The 20,355-nt window shown below is 58.7% G+C and carries 16 protein-coding genes and 2 pseudogenes; 4 read left to right on the top strand and 14 right to left on the bottom strand.

The annotated features are described in order from the left end of the window. Window positions 1–63: 63 nt before the first annotated feature. The 5 genes from EN955_RS09445 to EN955_RS09425 all read right to left on the bottom strand — a co-directional run bounded on the left by EN955_RS09445 (window position 64) and on the right by EN955_RS09425 (window position 11,334). Window positions 64–1,362, bottom strand: a complete 1,299-nt coding sequence (locus EN955_RS09445) for an epoxide hydrolase (RefSeq protein WP_024504945.1) — start codon at window positions 1,360–1,362, stop codon at window positions 64–66. Between the two features lie 369 nt (window positions 1,363–1,731). Then, a complete protein-coding gene (locus EN955_RS09440; protein WP_024504944.1) occupies window positions 1,732–7,230 on the bottom strand; it encodes a trifunctional serine/threonine-protein kinase/ATP-binding protein/sensor histidine kinase in 5,499 nt (1,832 codons plus the stop codon). A gap of 91 nt (window positions 7,231–7,321) precedes the next feature. Continuing rightward, complete coding sequence (locus EN955_RS09435) at window positions 7,322–7,951, bottom strand: response regulator (protein WP_024504943.1); 630 nt, start codon at window positions 7,949–7,951, stop codon at window positions 7,322–7,324. A gap of 51 nt (window positions 7,952–8,002) precedes the next feature. Continuing rightward, window positions 8,003–8,374: a response regulator gene (locus EN955_RS09430; RefSeq protein WP_024504942.1), complete on the bottom strand. Its 372-nt coding sequence runs from the start codon at window positions 8,372–8,374 to the stop codon at window positions 8,003–8,005. Next, a complete protein-coding gene (locus tag EN955_RS09425) occupies window positions 8,374–11,334 on the bottom strand; it encodes a PAS domain-containing protein (RefSeq protein WP_024504941.1) in 2,961 nt (986 codons plus the stop codon). Before EN955_RS09425 ends, EN955_RS09430 begins: the two co-directional genes overlap by 1 nt. 351 nt (window positions 11,335–11,685) lie before the next feature. Between EN955_RS09425 and EN955_RS09420 the strand changes: the two are divergent. The 3 genes and pseudogenes from EN955_RS09420 to EN955_RS09410 form a co-directional block, all read left to right on the top strand. Then, window positions 11,686–12,102 (top strand): annotated as a pseudogene (locus tag EN955_RS09420) (organic hydroperoxide resistance protein); the annotation flags it as partial. 129 nt (window positions 12,103–12,231) lie between these two features. Further along, window positions 12,232–12,507, top strand: coding sequence for a hypothetical protein (locus tag EN955_RS09415; protein WP_024504939.1), 276 nt, complete (start codon window positions 12,232–12,234; stop codon window positions 12,505–12,507). A gap of 504 nt (window positions 12,508–13,011) precedes the next feature. Next, complete coding sequence (locus EN955_RS09410) at window positions 13,012–13,905, top strand: hypothetical protein (protein WP_338101344.1); 894 nt, start codon at window positions 13,012–13,014, stop codon at window positions 13,903–13,905. On the opposite strand, the gene EN955_RS09405 is transcribed toward EN955_RS09410, so the two are convergent. The 4 genes from EN955_RS09405 to EN955_RS09390 all read right to left on the bottom strand — a co-directional run bounded on the left by EN955_RS09405 (window position 13,892) and on the right by EN955_RS09390 (window position 16,685). Beyond that, entirely contained in the window at window positions 13,892–14,932 is a 1,041-nt protein-coding gene (locus tag EN955_RS09405; RefSeq protein ID WP_024504937.1) for a nucleotidyl transferase AbiEii/AbiGii toxin family protein, read from the bottom strand. The two genes, EN955_RS09410 and EN955_RS09405, sit on opposite strands and share 14 nt — an antisense overlap. Beyond that, complete coding sequence (locus EN955_RS09400) at window positions 14,929–15,600, bottom strand: DUF6088 family protein (RefSeq protein ID WP_024504936.1); 672 nt, start codon at window positions 15,598–15,600, stop codon at window positions 14,929–14,931. Before EN955_RS09400 ends, EN955_RS09405 begins: the two co-directional genes overlap by 4 nt. 107 nt (window positions 15,601–15,707) lie before the next feature. Beyond that, window positions 15,708–16,484: an exodeoxyribonuclease III gene (gene xth / locus EN955_RS09395; protein ID WP_024504935.1), complete on the bottom strand. Its 777-nt coding sequence runs from the start codon at window positions 16,482–16,484 to the stop codon at window positions 15,708–15,710. Window positions 16,485–16,502: 18 nt separating this feature from the next. After that, entirely contained in the window at window positions 16,503–16,685 is a 183-nt protein-coding gene (locus tag EN955_RS09390; RefSeq protein ID WP_024504934.1) for a DUF3606 domain-containing protein, read from the bottom strand. Window positions 16,686–16,925: 240 nt separating this feature from the next. On the opposite strand from EN955_RS09390, the gene EN955_RS09385 reads away from it, so the two are divergent. Further along, a complete protein-coding gene (locus EN955_RS09385; RefSeq protein WP_164753104.1) occupies window positions 16,926–17,525 on the top strand; it encodes an RNA ligase family protein in 600 nt (199 codons plus the stop codon). A gap of 427 nt (window positions 17,526–17,952) precedes the next feature. Here the strand turns inward: EN955_RS09385 and EN955_RS35330 are convergent, their stop codons facing one another. The 5 genes and pseudogenes from EN955_RS35330 to groEL all read right to left on the bottom strand — a co-directional run. Beyond that, window positions 17,953–18,096, bottom strand: coding sequence for an RES domain-containing protein (locus tag EN955_RS35330; protein ID WP_245265393.1), 144 nt, complete (start codon window positions 18,094–18,096; stop codon window positions 17,953–17,955). Between the two features lie 81 nt (window positions 18,097–18,177). Then, window positions 18,178–18,564 (bottom strand): hypothetical protein, encoded by a 387-nt coding sequence (locus tag EN955_RS09370; RefSeq protein WP_024504930.1) that lies wholly within the window; start codon window positions 18,562–18,564, stop codon window positions 18,178–18,180. Between the two features lie 530 nt (window positions 18,565–19,094). Next, a complete protein-coding gene (locus EN955_RS09365) occupies window positions 19,095–19,277 on the bottom strand; it encodes a hypothetical protein (protein WP_024504929.1) in 183 nt (60 codons plus the stop codon). Between the two features lie 403 nt (window positions 19,278–19,680). Further along, window positions 19,681–20,043 carry a hypothetical protein gene (locus tag EN955_RS35325; protein ID WP_024504928.1) on the bottom strand — a complete coding sequence of 121 codons (363 nt, stop codon included), beginning with the start codon at window positions 20,041–20,043 and terminating at the stop codon, window positions 19,681–19,683. A 112-nt stretch (window positions 20,044–20,155) separates the two neighbouring features. Continuing rightward, window positions 20,156–20,355, bottom strand: a pseudogene (groEL, locus tag EN955_RS09350) (chaperonin GroEL); the annotation flags it as partial.

Raw genomic sequence — 20,355 nt, 5'->3', positions numbered from 1 at the left:
CACGGCTTTTGCCGAATGGCCTCAGCCTCGCGGCGGTGGCCGGCGCGCGTTGCGCCGGCTTTGTCACGTCAGTTGACGCAGGGACCGGAAGGCTGCCCGCATTTCGGCGGAGAACAGCTGCGGCTCTTCCCACTGGGCAAAGTGGCCGCCTTTGTCGACGACATTGAAGTAGATCAGCTTGTGATAGCTCCGCTCGGTCCAGCTTCGCGGCGCGCGGTAGATCTCACCGGGGAAAATCGTCACAGCAGCGGGGATCGAGATGTCCACGGCGTTGAAGTTGTTCGCATTGTTTTCCCAGTAGAGTTGTGCCGAGGAGATCGCGCTGTTGGTGAGCCAGTAGAGCGTGATGTCGTCGAGCATCTCATCCTTGGTGAGCGAACGCTCAGGCTCGCCACCGCTGTACGTCCACTGAGCGAACTTGTCGTACATCCAGGCGGCCAGGCCTGCGGGCGAATCCGACAGCCCATAGCCCACCGTTTGTGGCCGAGTGGTCATCATGCTGCCGTAGGCGCCATTCTTCGCAAAGAATGTGTTTAGCTGGTCGTATGCTGCCTTCTCATCGGCAGACAGCCCATCCGGTGCCGGATCGCCGGCGCGCATGAATTTGGCGACTTCGGGAGGGACGGTCGCAGGCATGTTGACATGGATGCCAAGCAGACCCGCCGGTGCCTGATGGGCCATCTTATCGCAGACGACAGAGCCCCAATCGCCCCCCGCGGCGACGTAGTGTTCGTATCCCAGGCGCCGCATCAAAACGTCCCAGGCGAGGCCGATGCGGTCGGCATCCCAGCCAGGTTCGGTCGGTTGATCCGAGAACCCGTAGCCGGGCATTGAAGGCAGAACCAGGTCGAACGCATCCTCGGCGGTCCCACCGTGCGCGGTTGGGTCAGTGAGCGGGCCGATCACCTTGAGAAGCTCCAGAATCGAACCCGGCCAGCCGTGCGTGATGATCAGCGGCAGCGCGTTCGGGTGCTTGGACTTGACGTGGATGAACTGGATGCGCAAGCCGTCGATCTCGGTGAGGAACATCGGCAGGGCGTTGAGCGTCTTCTCCACCTTGCGCCAGTCGTAGTCGGTCCCCCAATACCGCACGAGCTTCTGCAGATTGGCCAGTTGCACGCCTTGGGACTCGTCCTTCACGGTTTCCTTGGCCGGCCACCTCGTTGCTCGCACGCGCCGGCGAAGATCGACAAGTGCTTCTTCGGGAACGTTGACCTGAAACGGATAGACTGCTCCTTCTTGTGCGGCCCCTGCCGGCTGCGCCGGAAGCAGACTGAACGTGCCTGTGACGCCCAGCGTTACAATGGACGCCGCTGCGGACATGGAGAGAAAACCGCGCCGCGAGGGGGATGACAATGCCATCGCAGTGCCCGTTCTCGGCAGGGATAGATCAACGTGGCGATCCTGACCTGCGCGTACGCTGCCAATATTCTGTGCACCTTCGTGCGGGTTCATGTTCTTCTCCTTCTGGGTTTGTCCGTTGCGCATCCGCGAAAATCGAAAGACTGATGCGGTCACCGCAAGGTCAATAACGCCAGAAGAGTCGCTCCGAATATATTGGACGAACGTGTCGCCGATACCTTCGCATTGGCTCGTCGGAGGACGCGCGTGCAGGAGGAACCAAACATATCAAACGATAGGCGGAGGTGGATTTGCGAGCTAAGTGGTCACGCGCGAACAGTCTTCGACGGGCGCAGGGGCTTATCGCATCAGTGCGAAGATGTCGCTCGCCTACCCGGTGTAAGCGTGGATGCGGGCCAGTTCCAGTGACTGGGGAATCGAAAAAGAGAATGTGGCTCCGGGGCCATCATTGCCAGCCGCCCAGAGACAACCGAGATGGCTTTCGATGATGGACCGGCTGACGGAAAGGCCCATCCCCATACCGCCATTCTTGGTGGTGTAGAAAGCTTCGAAAAGCTTTTCGACGGCTTGTGGATCAAAGCCCGCCCCCGTGTCCTTGACGATCAGGCAAACACGGTCGGCGCCGTCCAACTCGGTTCGTATGATGAGCTTCCTGGGGCGATCCTCGATATGGCTCATGGCGTCAGATGCGTTCAACAGTAAATTCAGCATCACCTGCTGCAGTTGAACACGATCCCCCATAACCGGCGGCAAGTCGCGAGCGAAGTCGGTCTGCAACACCGTACGGCTTCTCTGAAGCTCGGTAGACGAAAGCGCGATCACCTCTCGGGCAGCGTCGTTAATATCCACCGATTCGGTAGTGGTGCCTTTCTTGCCGAAGAGGGCACGCAATCGCTTTATCACGTCGGCAGCACGGTGGCCGTCTCGAATAGACCGCTGTGCTGTCCGGCGTGCGCCTTCAATATTCGGCGGATCTGAAGCAAGCATCTTTAGGCAAGTGGCGGCATTGGTAACAATTCCCATCAGCGGCTGGCTGACTTCGTGCGCTATAGAGGCTGTGAGAACTCCAAGCGTCGTGATCCTTGCCACGTGCGCAAGTTCGGATCGGGCTTTGCTGATGGCCTCGTCGGCTAGATGGCTGTCTGTCACGTCGTGGATCGCCCCAACATATTCCACATGGCCATCTTTGTTTTGCGCGCCGTGAGCGACTAGATGAAGGTGCTTGACCGAGGAGTCCGGCATTTGCGCGCGGTAGCGGTAGTCGAGGTCCGTCGCAGGGCCGCGCGCGATATCGATCATTTCTCGCAGCAGTGAATGATCTTCCGGATGAATGCGTGTCGCGATCATGTCAAGCGTCACGGTATTGCCCGGGTCGAGATCGTAAATCCGAAAGGTCTGGTCCGAGAATTCCACCGTATCCAAATCGACGCGCCAGTAGAAGCTGCCCGTGGAACTCAAATGCTGAGCCTCTCTCAGCCACGTTTCGCTGCGGCGCAAATTCGAATAGAGTTGCGCATTGTCCAGCCAAATAGCGGCCTGTGAGGCGAGGAAATCCAGCACCGAAACACGATCAGGAGTAAACGCGCGCGTGGTCAGATTGTTCTCCAGATAAAGTGCGCCAATTACCTTCTCTTGTTTGAAGATCGGCAGGCACAGTACCGATCTAGGTCGGTTGAGCGAAACGTACTCATCTTCGCTGTCGAGCCCTTCGGAAGACGCATCGTCCAAGACCAGACGCTCGCGCGTACGCAAAACGTAGTGAAGTGCCGAAGCCGGAAGATCAGATGGCGTGACCGCAACGCTTCGGACCAGAACCTCCACACTTCCCTGCGTCGTTGTTGCCTGCGCCTCGATGTGCGGTTCGTTGCCTTGCAGGAGAATGAGCAAGCCCCGCTCTGCTCCAGCGTGCTCGACTGCCAGGCGCATGAGCTTACCCAGCAAGGCCGGCAGGACCAACTCCGCCGATAGTGCCTGTGATGCGTTGTCGACCGCTTGGTCATCCATTTTCGCGAGCGGAGTGTCGACCATCCCGGCTGGCTCTTGTCTCACAGTGGCCGAGCTTAAGTTCGGGTACCGGGCTTTGAGCTGTCTGGTTTTGGTGTGCCCGCCCCAACGTTCGTAGCAGGACACCGCGTTGCGAAGATAGGCATCGGCAATCGTTTCAAGCCCGCGTGCCGCGTAAAATTGCCCTGCAAGCTCGCTGGCAAGCCCTTCGTTTTGAAGGAAGCCGTGCTCGCGCGCGAGGCGAACCGCGTCTTCGTAAAGATGTTGCGCGGAAACTTCCCGACCCTCCAGCCGTGCCATTTCGGCGCCAACTAACGCCTTTCGATTAGCGAAATTTTCCGGGCAATTTTCGGCCCAGAGGACAATCCGCTCAAAGTGCGTCCTGAGCGCCTGCGATAGCTTCTTGCGCTGGTCTTCCGAGGCGTTATCAATTGCAGCTGCACAGGTGAGAGCTGAATAGAAATCGTACTCCGCCTCCTCGATGGAAGACCGCATGGCCCAGCGTATCCCAGCCACCTTTCCCGAAGCTTCCAGTGCTGCTGCATAGTCGGCCGCAAAATACCGTTCTTGAAGTCTAAAGACCCAGTGATAACAGACCATCATTGCCAATTGAGGCTGCGTGTCGACGTTCTGATTGGCCCAATCCTCGTCTTCGGGACTGTTGCCGCAGGGCACACCACGAAGGTTGCGGATGAGCGAGAGCTGTCCCAGGAAGCGCTCTGCTGGCAGGCCCAGCTGAATTGTGCTTGCAAAAGCAAGCGCCTGGTCGGCCTCGATCTGAACTTGGCTAAGCGGCACGCCCGAAACAAGCAAATGCGTTATGAGATTTCTAGAGTTGTAGGCGGCAAATGCCATATCCCCCATCGATCTGCCGATTTCGAAGGCCTCCCTCATCAAGGGCTGGCAAATGGGCAGGGGTTTGAACCAAGGCATCGCGAAAGCGGCGAAGCACGAATACACGCGGGCCTTGAAGCGGTCATCACTGCGTCGGTCCACCAATTGGCAAGCGAGCTGGCCTAGGCTGTATGCCGTCGCGTAGTCAGAGAAGTGCGAGCCAAGCGTCATGTTAAGCGCGGAATAGGCAACGCTGGAACTCTGGCAGTGGCCATGCTCCAGACTCAGATTTGTCATGCGTAGAAGCACAATTTCAAGCAGATACCGATCCACAGCGTACGCTGCCGGGAACAGTTCGGTCAGCACCGCCATTATAGCTATGCAGTCCGGATCGCTCATAGCTGGCAGGTCGATGAGGTCGTTCACAGGCCGGCGCGCTAGCTGACGGCGCATTTCAAGGTATTCCCGGCGAACTTCCGCCTCACTTGGGCGCGATGACCAGTTGACGCCCTTCCGGGACAGGAAGGCAAGTGCAACCTCGACCGCACTCTCGCTCCTGCCCGTTGTGAAGTACAGTAGGACAGCAAGGCACACCACATTGGCCTCATCTTTGAAACCTCTGGCGTGCTGCGTGAGAACCGTAAGCCGGCCCTCGGCTCCAACCAACTCACCCCCAACAATCTCGCATTCTGCCTGCCCGATTTCCAGATCAAATGTCAGCCTGTACTGGCGCTCCCAACTGCCATCTTCAAGCAAGCTCCGACCAGCTGCAAAGTAGGTTTGCGCAGAACGATATGCGCTCGAATTTTGGGCGCGCTTCCCTGCAATCAAATGGAGTTGCGCCGCGAGATCACGTTCTGCAGTGCAATCGATTGCCGATGAGCCTCGGTGGAACTGGTTGACGATCTCAAACACCTTGTCCTCGAGTTCCTCAGGTGGGATCTGCGCCAAAAGCGCCCTGCCGATCTGCAGGTGGGTGGCAGCTCGCTCGGCAAGTGGAATCAGTGTGTAGGCCGCTTCCTGCACGCGATCGTGCGAAAAAGCATAGCTCCCATCGAAACGATGGATCAGACCCGCCTGCACGGCCGCTCCCAGTTGCGCGTCGATCTGATCAAGTGAACGTTCCTGCACTCGCGCGACCGCAAGACGATCCGCGATGTGACCCAGGCAGGCCAGCTGACCCAAAGTCCGCTGCGTTTGGGCAGAAAATCGGGTCAGTTTGGTGGAGAGCAGGTGCGCCACGTTGTCGGTGATCCTCTTGGCCTGAACTTTATCAAAGTCCCATCGCCAAGATGCGCTTTCGGGTTGGAATGTAAGCAACCCCTCCTCGGAGAGCGCCGTCAAAAACTGCAGTGCAAAGAAGGGATTTCCGCCCGTCTTCTCGAATATCAACTCGGCCAATTCGCGCGTTAGCGCCACATCAGAATGCAGCGCGTCGGCGCACAATTGCGCAAGATCACTTACTTGTAGCGGGCCAAGGACTATCTCGGAGATAGTTCCTGAGGCACCGCGAATTGTGCCGAGCGTGTGGAACAGAGGGTGTGTTGGGCCGACTTCGTTGGTTCGGTACGCACCGATCACGAGGATGTGTCTGGCCTGGGGATCTGTAACAAGGCCCTCCAAAAGTTCAAGCGTGCCGCTGTCGAGCCAATGGAGGTCATCGATGAACAATACTAACGGGTGCTCGGCCTTGGCAAAAACACCAAGCAGGTTGCGGAAAGCCGTGTGGAATCGCGTCCGGGCGGATTTTGCGTCAACTTGGGCGACCATTGACTGCTCGCCGATTACCAGTGCGAGCTCCGGAATTAGATCAACCATCAACTGGCCGTTCGGCCCTAAGGCAGCGAGAAGATCATCGCGCCAGGTTTTCAGTTCTGCATCACTCTTGATCAGCAACTGACGAACCAGACCCTGCAAGGCTTGAGCAAGCGTCGCATAAGGGATGTTTCGCTTGTACTGGTCGGATTTTCCAGACGCGAACAAGCCGCGTCTCGGCACGAGAGCTTTGTGAAGCTCGTTGACGATGGAGGACTTGCCGATACCAGCATAACCGGTGATCAACACCATTTCACAATCGCCGTGCGTCATTACTCGATCGGAAGCAGCGAGTAGGACCTCAACCTCAACGGAGCGCCCATACAGCTTTTCAGGCAAGAGCAAACGGTCTGAAACATCGTGCTGGCCGAGTTCGAACACCGGCGTGATGCACTTCGATTCCCAGGCTTCCAGGCATTTGATCAGGTCGGCTTCAACCCCGGCCGCGGTTCGGTATCGCTCCTCGGGGTCTTTGGCGAGCAGCTTCAGTATAAGGTCGTCGATGCGAGATGGCAGACCTTTGATACGCTGACTCGGCGGCAGAGGAATCCGCGCTATATGACAATGGATCCACTCCATCGGATCCGTGGCGGTGAAGGGCAATTCGCCCGTAAACAGCTCATAGAGCGTGACGCCCAAGGAATAGAGGTCGCTACGCGAGTCGACAGATCGGTTCATTCGCCCCGTCTGCTCAGGCGCCATATAGGCAAGCGTGCCAGCTATGACTTCAGGTGGCCCGGGGATCTGCCTCTCCCTGGGTATTCGCGAAGCGATGCCAAACCCCGTCAGGTGGACACGTCCCTCGTTATCCACAAAGACATTTGCGGGTTTTATGTCTTTGTGAACTAAACCGCTTTTGTGTGCCTGGCCAACCGCCCGCGCCAGATCGATGGCGAGCCGGAAAGACTGGGTCAGGTTCATCTGGTGCTGCTCTCGCGCCAGGATGACATCTAAAGGCACACCACCGCAGTCCTCCAGTAGAAGCATCTGCCGCCCTTTTTGGCGCGTGATTGCCAGCGGCCTCAGTGCCCACGTTCCGTTAAGGTCTGCTGCCAGACCAAGTTCGTGCGACAGTCGGTCTAGGTGGCGGGCGGAGGGCTGCTGTCCTGCAATGGACAGCGCAAGGAGGGGTGGCTTGCCGGAGCAAGTGCCACGCGAAAATACAAAATTTCCCGTTTGGCTCAGGACTTCGAACAAATACCCGGAATAAGTCATCTGTTGCCTCGTGAAGCCGTAAGCCGCCCGTTTTCGAAACACCGCTCTGGATTGCATTGCCGTGGAAAGCCGGATCGGCTCGCGGTGGCAGTCACGCCTTCACCGCGCTAGCTGAGCCAAGCTTAGCGCTCATGTTCACCAATTCGGCAAGCGAACCGGCCTTCATCTTTTGCATCATCCGGCCTCTATGAGCCTTCACAGTGATTTCGCTGATCCCAAGCTGGAAGCCGACCTGTTTGTTCATGAGGCCGGACGTCACCAAGGCCATGACCTCTCGTTCGCGACGGCTTAGTGTGGCTTGATCGTCCCGAAGAGCCTGCAATTCGGCGTCACGGTCGATTGTTTCGCGGCTACGCTCAATAGCCTGGCTGATAGCGTCCAACAGAACGTCATCGCTCACCGGTTTCGTCAGAAATTCAGCCGCCCCGGCCTTCATCGCCCGGACGGTCATCGGAACATCGCCGTAGCCGGTAATAAAAATGATCGGCATGTCGGCGCGATCGGCAGTGATTTGTTTCTGCAGATCGAGACCATTCAAGTCAGGCAAGCTGACGTCTAGGAGCAAGCAATTCGGCACGGATACACGCGGCCGCATAAGAAATTCTTCCGCAGACGCGAACGTTTCGACCCGGAGGCCGGTCAGATTGATAAGAGCCTCGAGCGATTCACGCACGGAGACATCATCGTCGACAATAAATACAATTGGTTGGGCATGCGACATGATTGGGCCTCTATCGCTGGGTGAGCCGCATTTACGTTCCAAGTAAGCTCGTCAGGTCGCTTGCAGCGCCATGTTGAGAGCATCGAGTAAGGCAGTCTGTGAAAAAGGCTTGGAGAGGCAATCTACAGCACCATCCGCGAGTGCGCGTGAACGTATGGCCTCGTTTTCATGTGCCGTCATAAATACGATAGGAATAGATCGCCGACGGCGTTTGAGTTCCTGTTGCAGGCCAGGGCCCGTCATCCCTGGCATGACTACGTCGAGGACCAGGCAATCAGTTCGGTCCATCCAATCGGATGCTAGAAATTCCTCTGCCGATGAGAACGCCTGAACCGCAAAACCGAACTCCCTGAGCAAGTCAGGCAGCGACTCGCGAACGGACTCGTCATCATCGACGACCGACACGAGCGACTTGGATACCATTAGTTTTTCCTCATAGCTTGCCCAATTTCCACATCGGCAGAGGTTTGGTTGTGCCCGGAGCGGTCACTGTCTCGAGTCCGCACGGACTTCCGGGGGATGGAAAATGAAAATGTCGCGCCGGGACCTTCATTAGAGGAGGCCCAGAGCCGACCTTGGTGGCTTTCGATGATATGCCGACTAACTGATAGGCCGATCCCCATGCCACTAGTTTTGGTCGTATAAAAGGCGTCGAAAAGTCTCTCCACGGCCTGTGGTTCGAAACCCACTCCCGTGTCCTGCACGGTGAGTTGGACATGCTCGCTTTCATCTCGATCTGTTCTGATCAGCAATTGCCTTGGCCGGTCGTCAACGCCTTTCATTGCATCGGAGGCGTTCAGCAACAGGTTCAGAATAACTTGCTGAAGCTGAACGCGGTCGCCAGCTATAGGCGGAATGTCATCTCGGAATTCGGCGCGGAGATTGACCCGGTTTCTCTGTAGGTCATTCGACGACAGTGCAATCACCTCTCGGGTCGCCTCGTTAAGATCCACCGATTCCGTGAGTTCGTTCTTCTTGGCAAAGAGGGCGCGCAATCGCACGATCACATCCGAAGCCCTTTTGCCGTCGCGAAGAGTGCGCCGTGCCGTCTCGCGAGCCCCATCGACATTGGGCGGATCTGCCGCAAGCATGCGCAGGCAGGTGCTTGCATTGGTCATGATACCGGAGAGAGGTTGGTTCACCTCGTGCGCGATTGATGCAGTCAGTGCGCCGAGTGTCGTTGCTCTGGCAACATGCGCCAGTTCCGACCGAACTTTGCCGAGCGCTTCCTCCGAGAGGCGCCGCTCAGTTACATCCTGAACTGCGCCTATGTACTCGAGTGCCCCATCATGGTCGCGAGTGCCATGAGCCACCACATGCAGATACTTTGTAGACCGATCGGGCATCAGCAGCCGGCACTCATACTCGAAATCACTGCCGGCGCCCCGAACTCGATCGATCATTTCATTGAGAAGTTCAAGGTCATCGGGGTGGATGCGCGAACTGAGTAGTTCAATCGTTACGGGCACGCGATGCTCAAACTCAAAAATTCGATGGGCCTGCTCGGACCAGGTGATCTCGCTAGTTCCCACGCGCCACGAAAAGCTGCCCGTTAAGCTGAGTTGCTGGGCTTTGGACAAGAATGCCTCGCTCCGCTTTAGCGCGCTTTCGCTTCGCGCACGTTCGACGGCGATGCTTGCGATCTGGGACAACTGCGCAATGAGTTCGCGTTGAAAGGTGCTCGGCGGCCCCGGCTCATACTGGTAGAAAGCCAACGCACCCAATGCCTTCTTGTCGTGTGAGAGAATTGGCGACGACCAGCACGCCTTGATACCGTACGAGAGGGCAAGTGCACGCCATCCGTGTTTGTCCCATTGCATATCTGTCGCAATGTCCGAAACGATCACCTGCTTCTTTTCGGAAGCCGCCAACCCACAGGGTCCAGATGCCCTGTGGGCCGGTCTGCCGTGCATTGTCTCGTTATAGCCCGACGGAAGCGCAGGGCCGGCGCCATGCTGCCATGTTGTTTCGTCCGGGCTGTAAAAAAGGATCCCACAATGGCAGCCGGTGGCCATATCTTCGACCAGGCGGCACAAAGCGTCGAGCACGACAGGAAGTGTATAACCCCACGCGATCATTTCGAGGAGCCGCTTTTCATGTGCCAGAAGAGTTTCTGCCCTTTGCTGATCGTCCTCACTGTGCGTGCGCGCTACAGCAATACTGGCGATATGCGTCAGTTTCTGCATGAGCGACTGATGGAATGCGGTGGGCAGACCGCCATCTGGTCTATAGATTGCAAAAGTTCCGAGTGCCTCACCTGTGGCGGCGATAATCGGCGTTGACCAGCAAGACTTCAACCCATGGGCAAGGGCAAGTGCCTGCCATCCTGTTTCATTCCATCTCGCATCTGTTGTGACATCCGAGACGATGACTTGAATTTTCTGACAAACTGCCATTCCACATGGTCCGGCCTCGGGACTTACCGTCTTGCCTTCCAGAGCCTTGCTGTATGTGGTGGGCAGTCCAGGTCCGATCGAACGTTCTACTTTCAGGCCTGCGCGGTCGAGTAGCAGGACGCCGCTGACGCAACCGTTGGCCATCTTGTCCAGCAGTCCGCAAAGTTCATCCAAAACAACGGGAAGCGGGTTGCCAGACGCAACCATCTCAAGCAGGCGCTTTTCGCCGGAAAGCAGCGCCTCCGCGCACCTTCGCTCGTCAATGTCCGTTTGGAGAAGATACCAAAGGACAATTCGACCTTCAGCATCTCGCAACGGATATCCCTGCGTATGAAACCAGCGATATTTCCCATCAGCACGACGCAGGCGTGCCTCATGGTCGTAGGGCTCGCCGGTCCGGACGCACTCCATCCATTTGACAAGGATCGCCGGCCGGTCATCAGGATGATAAGCCTTGCCTAAGGGCCGGTCCTTTAACTTCATCTGTTCCAGCGTCACGCCGATATAATCGAGCATGTATTGGTTGGCGTGTTCGAACTGGCCGTCAGAGGACATGAGCGTTACGATCGCCGGGAGACCGTCGATGATTACCCGGAAGCGGTTTTCCTCGGCGCGAATCGCTTCTTCTGCGGTCTTTCGCGTCTGGATATCGGTGTTTATCCCGCACCATTTGACGACCTCGCCCTTTTCACCGAACAGCGGGCAAGCTCGAACATGGAACCAACGGTACGTCCCATCGAAGCGCCGCATCCGAGCTTCGATGTCCCCCTGCGCACCGGAGGCAAGTATTGCTTCCCAGTCGTCGGTTAGGCGTGGCCGATCATCCGGGTGCACGGCAACTTGCCAGCCCTCATCACGGGCTTCGCCGGTTGAAAGACCGGTATACTCGCACCAGCGTTGATTGACGAAGTCGGTACATCCATCCGGCAGCGCGCTCCAAATCAACCCAGGGAGAGCATCGACGACGCGGCTGAGTTCGTTCTCCATCTCGCCCTTTCGCTACGGCTGGTGAAAGCCGTCGGCGCAAAGATGCGCCACATGTTGCACTCGAGTCGATGATGCTTAGGTGTTGGTTTGGGCGTTATTCATCCAGAGCCGCCGCTCCGCTGCCGTGACATCTTGCCATCGTTCTCTGACCGAGACGCTCTAGGCCGTCTCTTTGTCTAGTGAACGATCCGATGCTGAGATGGCAAAATCCATGCAGCTAAAGGTCTGGCGCGCCAATCCGAAAGTATCGACGATACGTTAGTTCAATAGATTTGCAGCCATGTTCCCCCGTACTTGAGAAGCACATTCGGCGCTGCCAAATGCAAAGAACTGCAATAGCGAGGATTGATCATGACACAGTCAGGAAAAGCAATATACACGGCCAAGACCCATACTGAGGGTGGTCGTGAACACGGCGTTGCTCGCAGCTCCGACGACCGCTTGGATATCAAACTTTCGTCTCCCGGCGGTCCCGGCTCCGGCACCAACCCGGAGCAGCTGTTTGCAGCCGGCTGGTCGGCATGCTTCGAGGGGGCAATGGGAATTGCTGCCCGCAAAATGAAGGTCGCTCTTCCGGCTGACCTGGCCATCGATGCCGAGGTCGACCTTTGCCTGGAGAGCGGCTCCTACTCCCTTCAGGCCCGGCTCAACGTGAGCCTACCCGGTCTAGAGCGCGACGTCGCCCAAGCCCTGGCGGATGCGGCTCATCAGACGTGCCCATACTCCAAGGCCACACGCGGAAACATCGACGTCATCATCACCGTGGTTGAGCCTGGTCTCACCAGCGCTGTCGCGGGGGCGACGGTCGGCTCGGCTGCCGGCGGTTTTCTACCAGTCTGAACAATTACCAGCAGTTATCGATGGGATAGCTGCGCAACCCAGGAGAAGGACTATACCATGAATATCAAAGCGATCTGTCTCGGTGCCTTTGCCGTCTGCACTCTCGGAAGCACGGCAATTGCGGGCGCACTCGATGTCGTCGACAACCTGGCGCCGTTCTACACCGATGCGTCGATGAAGACCCTGAAGCCCATGCCGGAGTTCAAGGCGGCCTTCATGGCGAAGCCGCAGCCCATGCGCGAGATGATCATGCGAGAATGCAACGACGCGGCCATGAGCAAGCCTTACGCCGAGTTCTGCGCCGACGTGAATGCCCTCCGCGGAATGCAGTAGGTCGTTCTCCACCCCCTAGGTTGCCGATCATGGGGCAAACTGCCTCCATCAAAGCCAATCCTCAGCTTCCGCCGGCAACAGAGTAGTGCCGGCGGTGACCGATGCCGGCCCAGAGACTCCCCCGGGCCGCTCCTCCCCCAGCCTCCAGGCGAGCAGGTCGGCATCGGTCAGTCATGAACAGGAACCCGACGATACATTGCCATGGAGCAATCCAGATCTGGTCGATGCGGCCTATCTGGTGAAATGTCAGCTATCGTTGTTCGGACGCCATAAGTTGCTGGTCCGCTTCCGGCCCCGGAGCGGCCGGTGTCGAATCAAGAAAGCTGGCGCAGATCCAGCTTGATCGGCCTCTCGGCCTTCTGAGAAAAGCGCAGACCTTGTTGCATTGCCCGCTGGATCGCCGATCGCGCTATCGACCAAGCCCTTGCGAACTAAGCTACGCCAAGGGCACTTGCGCCTTCGTAAAGCGTTCTCCTGGCAAGAGATGCGGTGAGGTGCGGCGCCATGATCATGAAGAGAACGGATGGGTCGAGTTCCAATGACGATGTCCCAACGGGCGCATCGGCTTCGTTCCCCTATGACAGGATCACCGTCGAACGCTTCCGGAAGAGTTTTCCCCGGGCCCGTTGGAGCGATGAACTCAAGGCCTGGTTTGTCCCGGGAAAGACCGCCGCTCGGCGCTTCAATCGTTGGCTGGAGCAAGAATTAGCCGGATTGAACGTGCATGCTGACAGCAGGGGACGCGACGCCTATGCCTTCGATCCTATCGTTTCCAAGTACCTGCTCGTGCACCAGGATCGGCTGGAGGTGCAAACACCATATTCTCGCTCGGTGGTAAACACGATGCGCGACGTGCCGTTTGCGTTCTGGGATCCCGACAGGCGCGCTTGGACAGTGCCTTTTCGCTCGTACGAACAACTGCATCGACGCTGGGCGGAAATCGAGGCGGCCGCCATTCGCAACGAGCCCGAAGCACGAAAGCAGCGCGCGGCGCAGAGGCGGGGGTCTCCGCAAGACCTGGCGTCACGCGCGCGTGCTATAGAACGCCGCCGCAGGCGCTATCCGCTGGACCCTGACAATCTTCCACCTTTTGGACGGCCCGTGATGACACGAAGCTTTGGTGTCGTCGTCGTCGTCGGATGCGATGGTGAGCCCGTCGACGGCGAGATACTTCGTTCCCACTACTCCGACCTTCCAGACCACCATAATTATGTCTGGGGGCAATGGCGTCCCGCCGACCTCGATGAGCTCATCAAGACCTGGCCCTCGCGATCCAAGACGAAGATCGATGGAACAGTTTGGTGGCAGCCGACTCTCGACGATTTGAGGGCCGCAAGAAAGACGGCTCGCGCATTGGAGAGAAGGCGGACGCGGCTGCGAACAATTACCCGCCGTTGATGCTCTGCTCGATCTGCCGGGCCGAGGCTAGGATGCCGTCAAAGCTTGGCGGGGTGCCGAAGATCATCGCAGTCGTGTTGGTGTAGTCGCGCGCAAGCGCATCGACCATCTTGGTCGCGGGCTCGATCGCAAAGGTCCCCGGCACTGCCGAGGCAAGATCATAGTCCGGCCGATCGAAAAACATGAGCGCGTGACGCACGCAATCGGCGCCAAGATCGAGGTTGGCGATCGCCGCTCTCCCGGTTTCCGACTGCATGAGGCAGTGCAAGTCGTAGTAATGCCGCGAGACCCGCTGACCTTCCTGCCGTAGTTCACCACGCCGCTCATACCAGCGGCGCAGTCCATGAGCGATCACCACCTTATCCCAGAAGGTCCGCGTCGCCTCGATCGTGGTGACGTCCGGCACGGCGAGATCAACGCCGGCTGCTTCCTCGGCGACATAGGGAGTAATCGTAAGAGGCCCATGGGGATCGAGCGCTGATTTTGCGCCGGATTCAAGACGTATCGCCGGTCGGACATAGGCGCCATCGCGCGGCTCCACTTCGGGATACCAAAGCAGCAGGGTTTGCCGATCGGGATCGGCGTCATCGATTTCCACGCGCCCCGCCCCTTTGGTGAGGTCTGCCAACTGGGCGGCGAGGAACTCATTGAGCGGGCCGGTGATATAGGCGCGACAGGCATCTCGGATGGCGTCGAGTTTGGCGCGACGTTTCTTGTTCGATAGCGCCTCGAGCTCTTCGACCGAGGCTGGCTCCTCGAGGTCGTCGCGGAACACGGTGACGTCGATGTCCTCGGAAAAGCGCTTGATGAGGTCATAGCCTTTCGACAGCGATGTGCCGCCCTTGAACAGCAGCCGCGGCTCTCCTGACGGCCGTTCGTGATAGAGCGCATTGAGGGTCCAGCAGACCCAGAAGTCCTTTTCGACATTCCCGACCGGCGCGCCGATGCGGTTGGCCGTCGCGAGGAACAGATCGAGCCGGTCACGTGGCGGTGCGGCAATGATCTGACGGTAGGCGTCGGTGCTCATGACTTACCCTCGAGCCCGGCTCCCGGGCTGAGCAGTTGGCGCAGGAACTCCTGCATCCAGATCGGCACGGCGGAAAGACCGGCGCGCAGATCCTCGCAAATCGCCTCGCCGTGCTTGGGGTCAGAAAGCAGGCGGCGCAATATGGTCGCGATCCGCTTGCGCTCGCTGTCCTGGGTCAGCATATCCTGCATCCAATACAGGGCCTGGACGACCCGCATTCCCGGCCGATCCGCCCAATAAAGACGGCTCGGCGCGGCGTATTTGAAGTGGATTTCCTGGGTGCCGAGTTTGATCGGCTTCAATCTCGCATCGACCAGCACCTCGATTCGCGCGGGTACGGCCGTCGTGAGCCCAAGATCGTTGGCGGCCGTCATGCCATCGATGACGGTGCGCGCGTTGTCGCGGCGTGTCACCGCCCTGATCACGGCGCGATAGTCCGGCACGGTGGCGCGGCCGGTCAGAGGATTGGTCCGCGGGCGGTCATAGAGGCCACGGTCAATCCGGCGAAGATCCCCGGCGGCCGCTAGGCGCTGCAGGGTTTTGTCCACGGCGGCGCGCGCGCCGAGATCGGCAAAGTCGCCGGGTGTCCAGACCTCCTCGGGCTTGGACTCGATGCGCGCGAGCACGCGCGAGCGAATATCGGTGTCATGTTGTTCGACCTTGGTCATGTCCGAAATATGTGACAAGTTTCGGACAATGGCAAGGTGGCACGTCCGAAGATTGTTACAAATTTCGGACAAAGCGCGAAGTCGTGCCGCAGCCGCTCAAACTCGGGCTACTCTAGCTCGATCCATGCCGGCGCATGATCGCTGGGCTTCTCCCACCCTCGCGTCTCAACATCCACCCCGGCACCGCGAAGCTTGGGCGATAACGAGGGACTGATCAGCAGATGATCCATTCGCAGGCCAGAACTCTTGTCGTAGCCGCCGCCATAGGAGTGATTCCAATACGTATAGACGCCCTTTTCCGGATGGATGCGCCTGACCGCGTCGATCCAGCCGTCCTCGAGCATCGCGGCATAGGCTTGGCGACTCTCGGGAAAGTAAACCGCATCGCCGATCCATCGTCGCGGCACCACGGCATCAATCGGAGTTGGAACGACATTGTAGTCGCCGCACAGCACGGTCGGCGCTCCCGCTTTGAGCAGATCCTGGCCGTAGCTAATCAGGCGGTCGAACCAGCGCAGCTTGTAGTCAAACTTGGGACCAGGGGCGGGATTTCCGTTTGGCAGGTAGAGACATCCGACGACGAGCCCGCTGATCTCCGCCTCGATATAGCGGCTATGGCTATCGTCAGGGTCGCCAGGAAGCCCGCGTCGGCGCTCGATCGGGTCAGCTCCGCGAGCCAGGATAGCGACGCCGTTGTAGGATTTCTGGCCGTGCCAGATCGCGCCATAGCCAGCATCGCCGATCGCCTCGGCCGGAAATTTCTCGTCCGAGGTTTTGAGTTCTTGAAGGCAGACGACGTCATAGCGCGTGGCCTTTAGCCACGCGATGAGGACCGGCAGACGACCATTGACGCCGTTTACATTGAACGTGGCAACCCGGAGCATCTAGCCGGACCCCGTGGTTCAGTTCTTACCTAGCTTATCCTCGACCTTCTTGCGGCTGTTCCCGACCGATTTCACGGCTGACTTCACGTCGGCCTTGCTCGCTCCGGTCTTACCCGCCTCGTATTTCACTTCATGATCCTGCCCGCCAGCGACCTTCACGCGATCCTGGTTGCGTCCACGTGTTGTTCCTGTATTGGCCATTTCGTCCTCCAAAAGATTGCCATTCCAGACCCAACAACGCAGCCAGTGTCTTCCGGTTCAATGTCTCGACTTACCGGAGTGGAACCGAATCCCGTTCAGGGTATTGAATCGAGCCATGTATTCGAGTTCCACATGCCGGCCGTAGAGGCCGCCCTCAGCAAAAAGCGCCCACGGCGCCGGGACTCAGAATCTACCCCTACATATCCGCCGCCAGCGTTTCGTCCGTTCCAGCTCTGCACTTTGACCGACGAGATACCTGTGGGCAGCAATTGGCTGTTCGAAATGAAGTTCGATGGGTATCGCGCCCAGGTCGCGATTTCCGGCTCTAAAGTGGTGGTCTACACCCGCAACGGCCACGACTGGACGCGACAGTTCAAGGTCATCCTGCCGCCGCTTCAGGCGCTAACCAAAGGCTCTGCCCTGATTGACGGCGAGATTGTCGCGATCGACAGCCAGGGCCGCAGCAATTTTTCCATGCTGAAAACCGGCATCGCCGCAGGTGTGCCCCTCAAGTTCTATGCATTCGATCTGCTCGAGCTGAATGGCGAGGATCTGTCGACCCAACCGCTGCTCGATCGCAAGGAGCGGCTGGAGTTGCTCCTTGGGGACCGCGACGTCGGCGACAGCCTGCAGTTTTCCGGCCACATCGTCGACCGGGGCAGACAAGTCTTCGACGCCATGTGCGAGGGTGGCCACGAAGGCGTTATCGCCAAGCGCGCCGACAGCCGTTACATCGGCGACCGCACGACCAGCTGGCTCAAGATCAAATGCACCAAACGACAGGAATTCGTCGTTGTGGTTACCGCCCAAACGACACCGGCCGAAGCATGGCCTCGCTGATCCTCGGCACCTATGAGAAGGGGAAGCTGGTTTACCGCGGTCGGGTGGGGACGGGGTTCACTCAGGCCTCCTGTCGAAGGAGAAGTTGCTGGCCGGCGATATACCGGTTGGGCTGGCTAGCGGGGAGGGCGACGGCGAGGACGGTCTCGTTGGGGACCAAGCGCCGTGACGGGGGGCGTCGTCGCGTTGTGATCCCAGAGACAGTCGATTCCTACGGCCAGGACGACTGGTCGTGCGGCAGCCGGTGATCGGGATCATGGACGGTGATCTTATCGCCTTCGACAAGACTGGCCGGAAAGACCACCAGGTTGGTGCCACCGGCGTGACGCTTTTGTCGATGCGAGCGATCTGGCGCCAGGCACAATCCCATTCCTGCCAAGCGCTGTCCCAGATCTCCGGGTCGAATCCCTGCGAAAGGTCCGCCACCTCAGGCGAGCGTGATCTTGTAGGCGGCAAGCGTTGCCGGCGGGACGATGCTGGCGCCCTGCTTGTATTCGTCAAGAGCCGTCTGGGTCGAACGAGACAGATAGAGTGCTTCGACGCATGGCCGGTTGAAACGACCGCCGTCGATCGCCGCGCCTGCACCGCTGATGGGCAGGAAAGCCCATTTGGGTGTCAGATAGCGATTCGTCTGGACCGACTCGGGTGATCCTCACCCACGCGCCCCATTTTCGAAATCCCGGATGAAGGCCAGGACTGCCTCGACCTGGCCGTCCGCGACGAGTTCGGCAGCCGTGCGATGGCCATAGTCGGCAATCGGTTTATTGCGGTACCAAAAGATCGCCTTCTTGACGTCGCCGGTGAGTTCCGTTGCGGCCGAAATCACCTTCACCATCTCGCGCATCCGACCCTGCAGGCGCTCCGACGAGGGATTGCGCAGCGTGTTGCGGTGGACGCCGGTCAACTGCGCCAGGTTGGCCACCTTCACGCCAAGCGCCTGCGACAGGCGCTTCGGCGAGATATAAGGCGTGCGCGGCTCCTGCAGGCTGTCGACAAAACCTGAGACCACTTTCGATTGGGCCAGCTGTGCGTGGGTCATTACAAATCTCCGACCTCTCTCTTACGCACAATATACGCACATTCCTAGGCATAGAAAGAACAGCCTGACGCCTTTCCAACGCACTGCTTGTGCTTCCCCATCCTCGTAGCGGATCCTAGCTAGCGGCAGCAATGCGCCTTCATCTCGGTCATTCCGTCCGACTTAACCTCCTGCCGAAAGCAGACTGGTTGTTAGCGATGCTGGCGTTGGGATTGCCGTTTGTGTTGCTGAGTGGGACGGCGGCTTCGCGCCCCAATCTCCGCCCTCAAACGGGGTTGCACGGTCGCCCGATAGAAGACGCATATTTTGCATTGAAATGGGCGTCTTAGGCTCAAGATATGCATCGCCGGGGCCACCTCCAGCAGACTGCGAATGGATTGGCCAGCAGCACCGCATGATGTCGCGATGCGAGTCGCCGACGGCCTTGGCGAGGTCAATATCTCCTGGAGCGAAATATGGTTATAGATGTAACGTGCCGACGCGCATGACGTAATAAGCGTCAACCGCGGCAGGACGTTGGCGTCAATTCATCAAATCAGGCGATTGCTTTCCGCAAGTTGGCGCGCCCGCCGCATCGTGCCGTCGGTGTCGGCGATCTTTCGTCTTGCGGCTTCGTCGCTTCTGATCGTCAGCCGCTTCGATAGGACTTTTGCGGCCTCGACGATTGGCTCCATCGTTACGACCGGAGCGTCCGGAGTTTTCATGTATCTCATGCTCATTATCCTTTCAGGCAAAAATGAAAGCGAGCGCCGAGCAGATGTCCGCTCCGGCAAGTTAGGCACGGCGACAAAGTTAATTTCTTTACGATCCAGGCCAGCAGTGCTGAACCAAAATCGGAGTTGCCGAGTCGCGGATCAAAAGCACAGCGTAGGCCTGCAACTGATCCTCGGGGATCTGCTTTTCAATGACCGAGTTGTAAACGCGTCGCGCAGAATATTGCAGTCAAAAGTTGAAATAGCATCGGCCGAATGATCGTTGTCCATAATGCGGCTCCCATCGAGGGGCGGGAAAGCGATGGTCGCTCTCAAGCGCCGGTACCGATGTCCCGGCCGGCGACAATGCGACTGTACACACCCACAGCTGGTTAGCGAATCATTCCAGCAGCTTGCCGGTTTGTCAGCACAGGTCAGTCGGGTCGGCCTCGTCCCGCCGCTTGGCGTCCTGATCGTTCAACCGTCTGACCATCTCGTCCGCTTCACCAGCATTAACTCCGACCATGACCTTGTGGCCGGACTCGGCGGGCTGGCCGGTGAAGACGTCGAAAATGGTCCAGCTGTCCGGATGGTCCATCCGAAGCGCGTAGCGGTTGCCATATTCCGAGTCCTCTTGGTTCTCGCCCGCCACCGACCGGTTCAGGCGTGCACAATGAAAAACACTGCCGCCAGCACAACGACTGTCCACAGGGCCACGCCCAGCTTCGAAACCAGGCTCGCCCTGTGAAGCGAGCCCCTCCCGAATGCTGGCAACCACGTTCTTCATGCTGCTGGATCTGGCCGGCGTCGCCGCAACGGCGACCGGCGGCTTGCCCCAAGCGTGCGGAATACCGGAAGCAGTGTCGGTTCACGCATGGCTTTCTCCTGGCGCCAGGTCCTCAGTATCCCATTCCGCCCATGCCGCCACCGCCGCCACCCGCAGGTGCTGCATCCTTGGCCGGAACGTCGGTGATCATCGCTTCGGCGGTGATCAGAAGGGCTGCGATCGAGCCGGCATCCTGGAGTGCGGTGCGCACCACTTTCGCCGGATCGACGATGCCTGCCTTGATCATGTCGACATAGACCTCGTTCTGGGCGT

The organism is Mesorhizobium sp. M7A.F.Ca.CA.001.04.2.1, assembly GCF_003998485.1.
GTDB lineage: Bacteria > Pseudomonadota > Alphaproteobacteria > Rhizobiales > Rhizobiaceae > Mesorhizobium > Mesorhizobium ciceri.
The sequence above is the reverse complement of the archived record's forward strand: the minus strand, read 5'-3'. Positions and strand labels throughout refer to the sequence as shown.

Bases quoted from the DNA above. Each gene is read 5' to 3' on its own strand.
- xth (WP_024504935.1), bottom strand. From the start codon at position 16,484: ATGCTCCGGGTTGCCACGTTCAATGTAAACGGCGTCAATGGTCGTCTG.
- EN955_RS09440 (WP_024504944.1), bottom strand. From the start codon at position 7,230: ATGACTTATTCCGGGTATTTGTTCGAAGTCCTGAGCCAAACGGGAAAT.
- EN955_RS09425 (WP_024504941.1), bottom strand. From the start codon at position 11,334: ATGGAGAACGAACTCAGCCGCGTCGTCGATGCTCTCCCTGGGTTGATT.
- EN955_RS09370 (WP_024504930.1), bottom strand. From the start codon at position 18,564: ATGACCCACGCACAGCTGGCCCAATCGAAAGTGGTCTCAGGTTTTGTC.
- EN955_RS09400 (WP_024504936.1), bottom strand. From the start codon at position 15,600: ATGACCAAGGTCGAACAACATGACACCGATATTCGCTCGCGCGTGCTC.
- EN955_RS09415 (WP_024504939.1), top strand. From the start codon at position 12,232: ATGAATATCAAAGCGATCTGTCTCGGTGCCTTTGCCGTCTGCACTCTC.
- EN955_RS09435 (WP_024504943.1), bottom strand. From the start codon at position 7,951: ATGTCGCATGCCCAACCAATTGTATTTATTGTCGACGATGATGTCTCC.
- EN955_RS09445 (WP_024504945.1), bottom strand. From the start codon at position 1,362: ATGGCATTGTCATCCCCCTCGCGGCGCGGTTTTCTCTCCATGTCCGCA.
- EN955_RS09365 (WP_024504929.1), bottom strand. From the start codon at position 19,277: ATGAGATACATGAAAACTCCGGACGCTCCGGTCGTAACGATGGAGCCA.
- EN955_RS09405 (WP_024504937.1), bottom strand. From the start codon at position 14,932: ATGAGCACCGACGCCTACCGTCAGATCATTGCCGCACCGCCACGTGAC.
- EN955_RS35325 (WP_024504928.1), bottom strand. From the start codon at position 20,043: ATGAAGAACGTGGTTGCCAGCATTCGGGAGGGGCTCGCTTCACAGGGC.
- EN955_RS09390 (WP_024504934.1), bottom strand. From the start codon at position 16,685: ATGGCCAATACAGGAACAACACGTGGACGCAACCAGGATCGCGTGAAG.
- EN955_RS09410 (WP_338101344.1), top strand. From the start codon at position 13,012: ATGATCATGAAGAGAACGGATGGGTCGAGTTCCAATGACGATGTCCCA.
- EN955_RS09430 (WP_024504942.1), bottom strand. From the start codon at position 8,374: ATGGTATCCAAGTCGCTCGTGTCGGTCGTCGATGATGACGAGTCCGTT.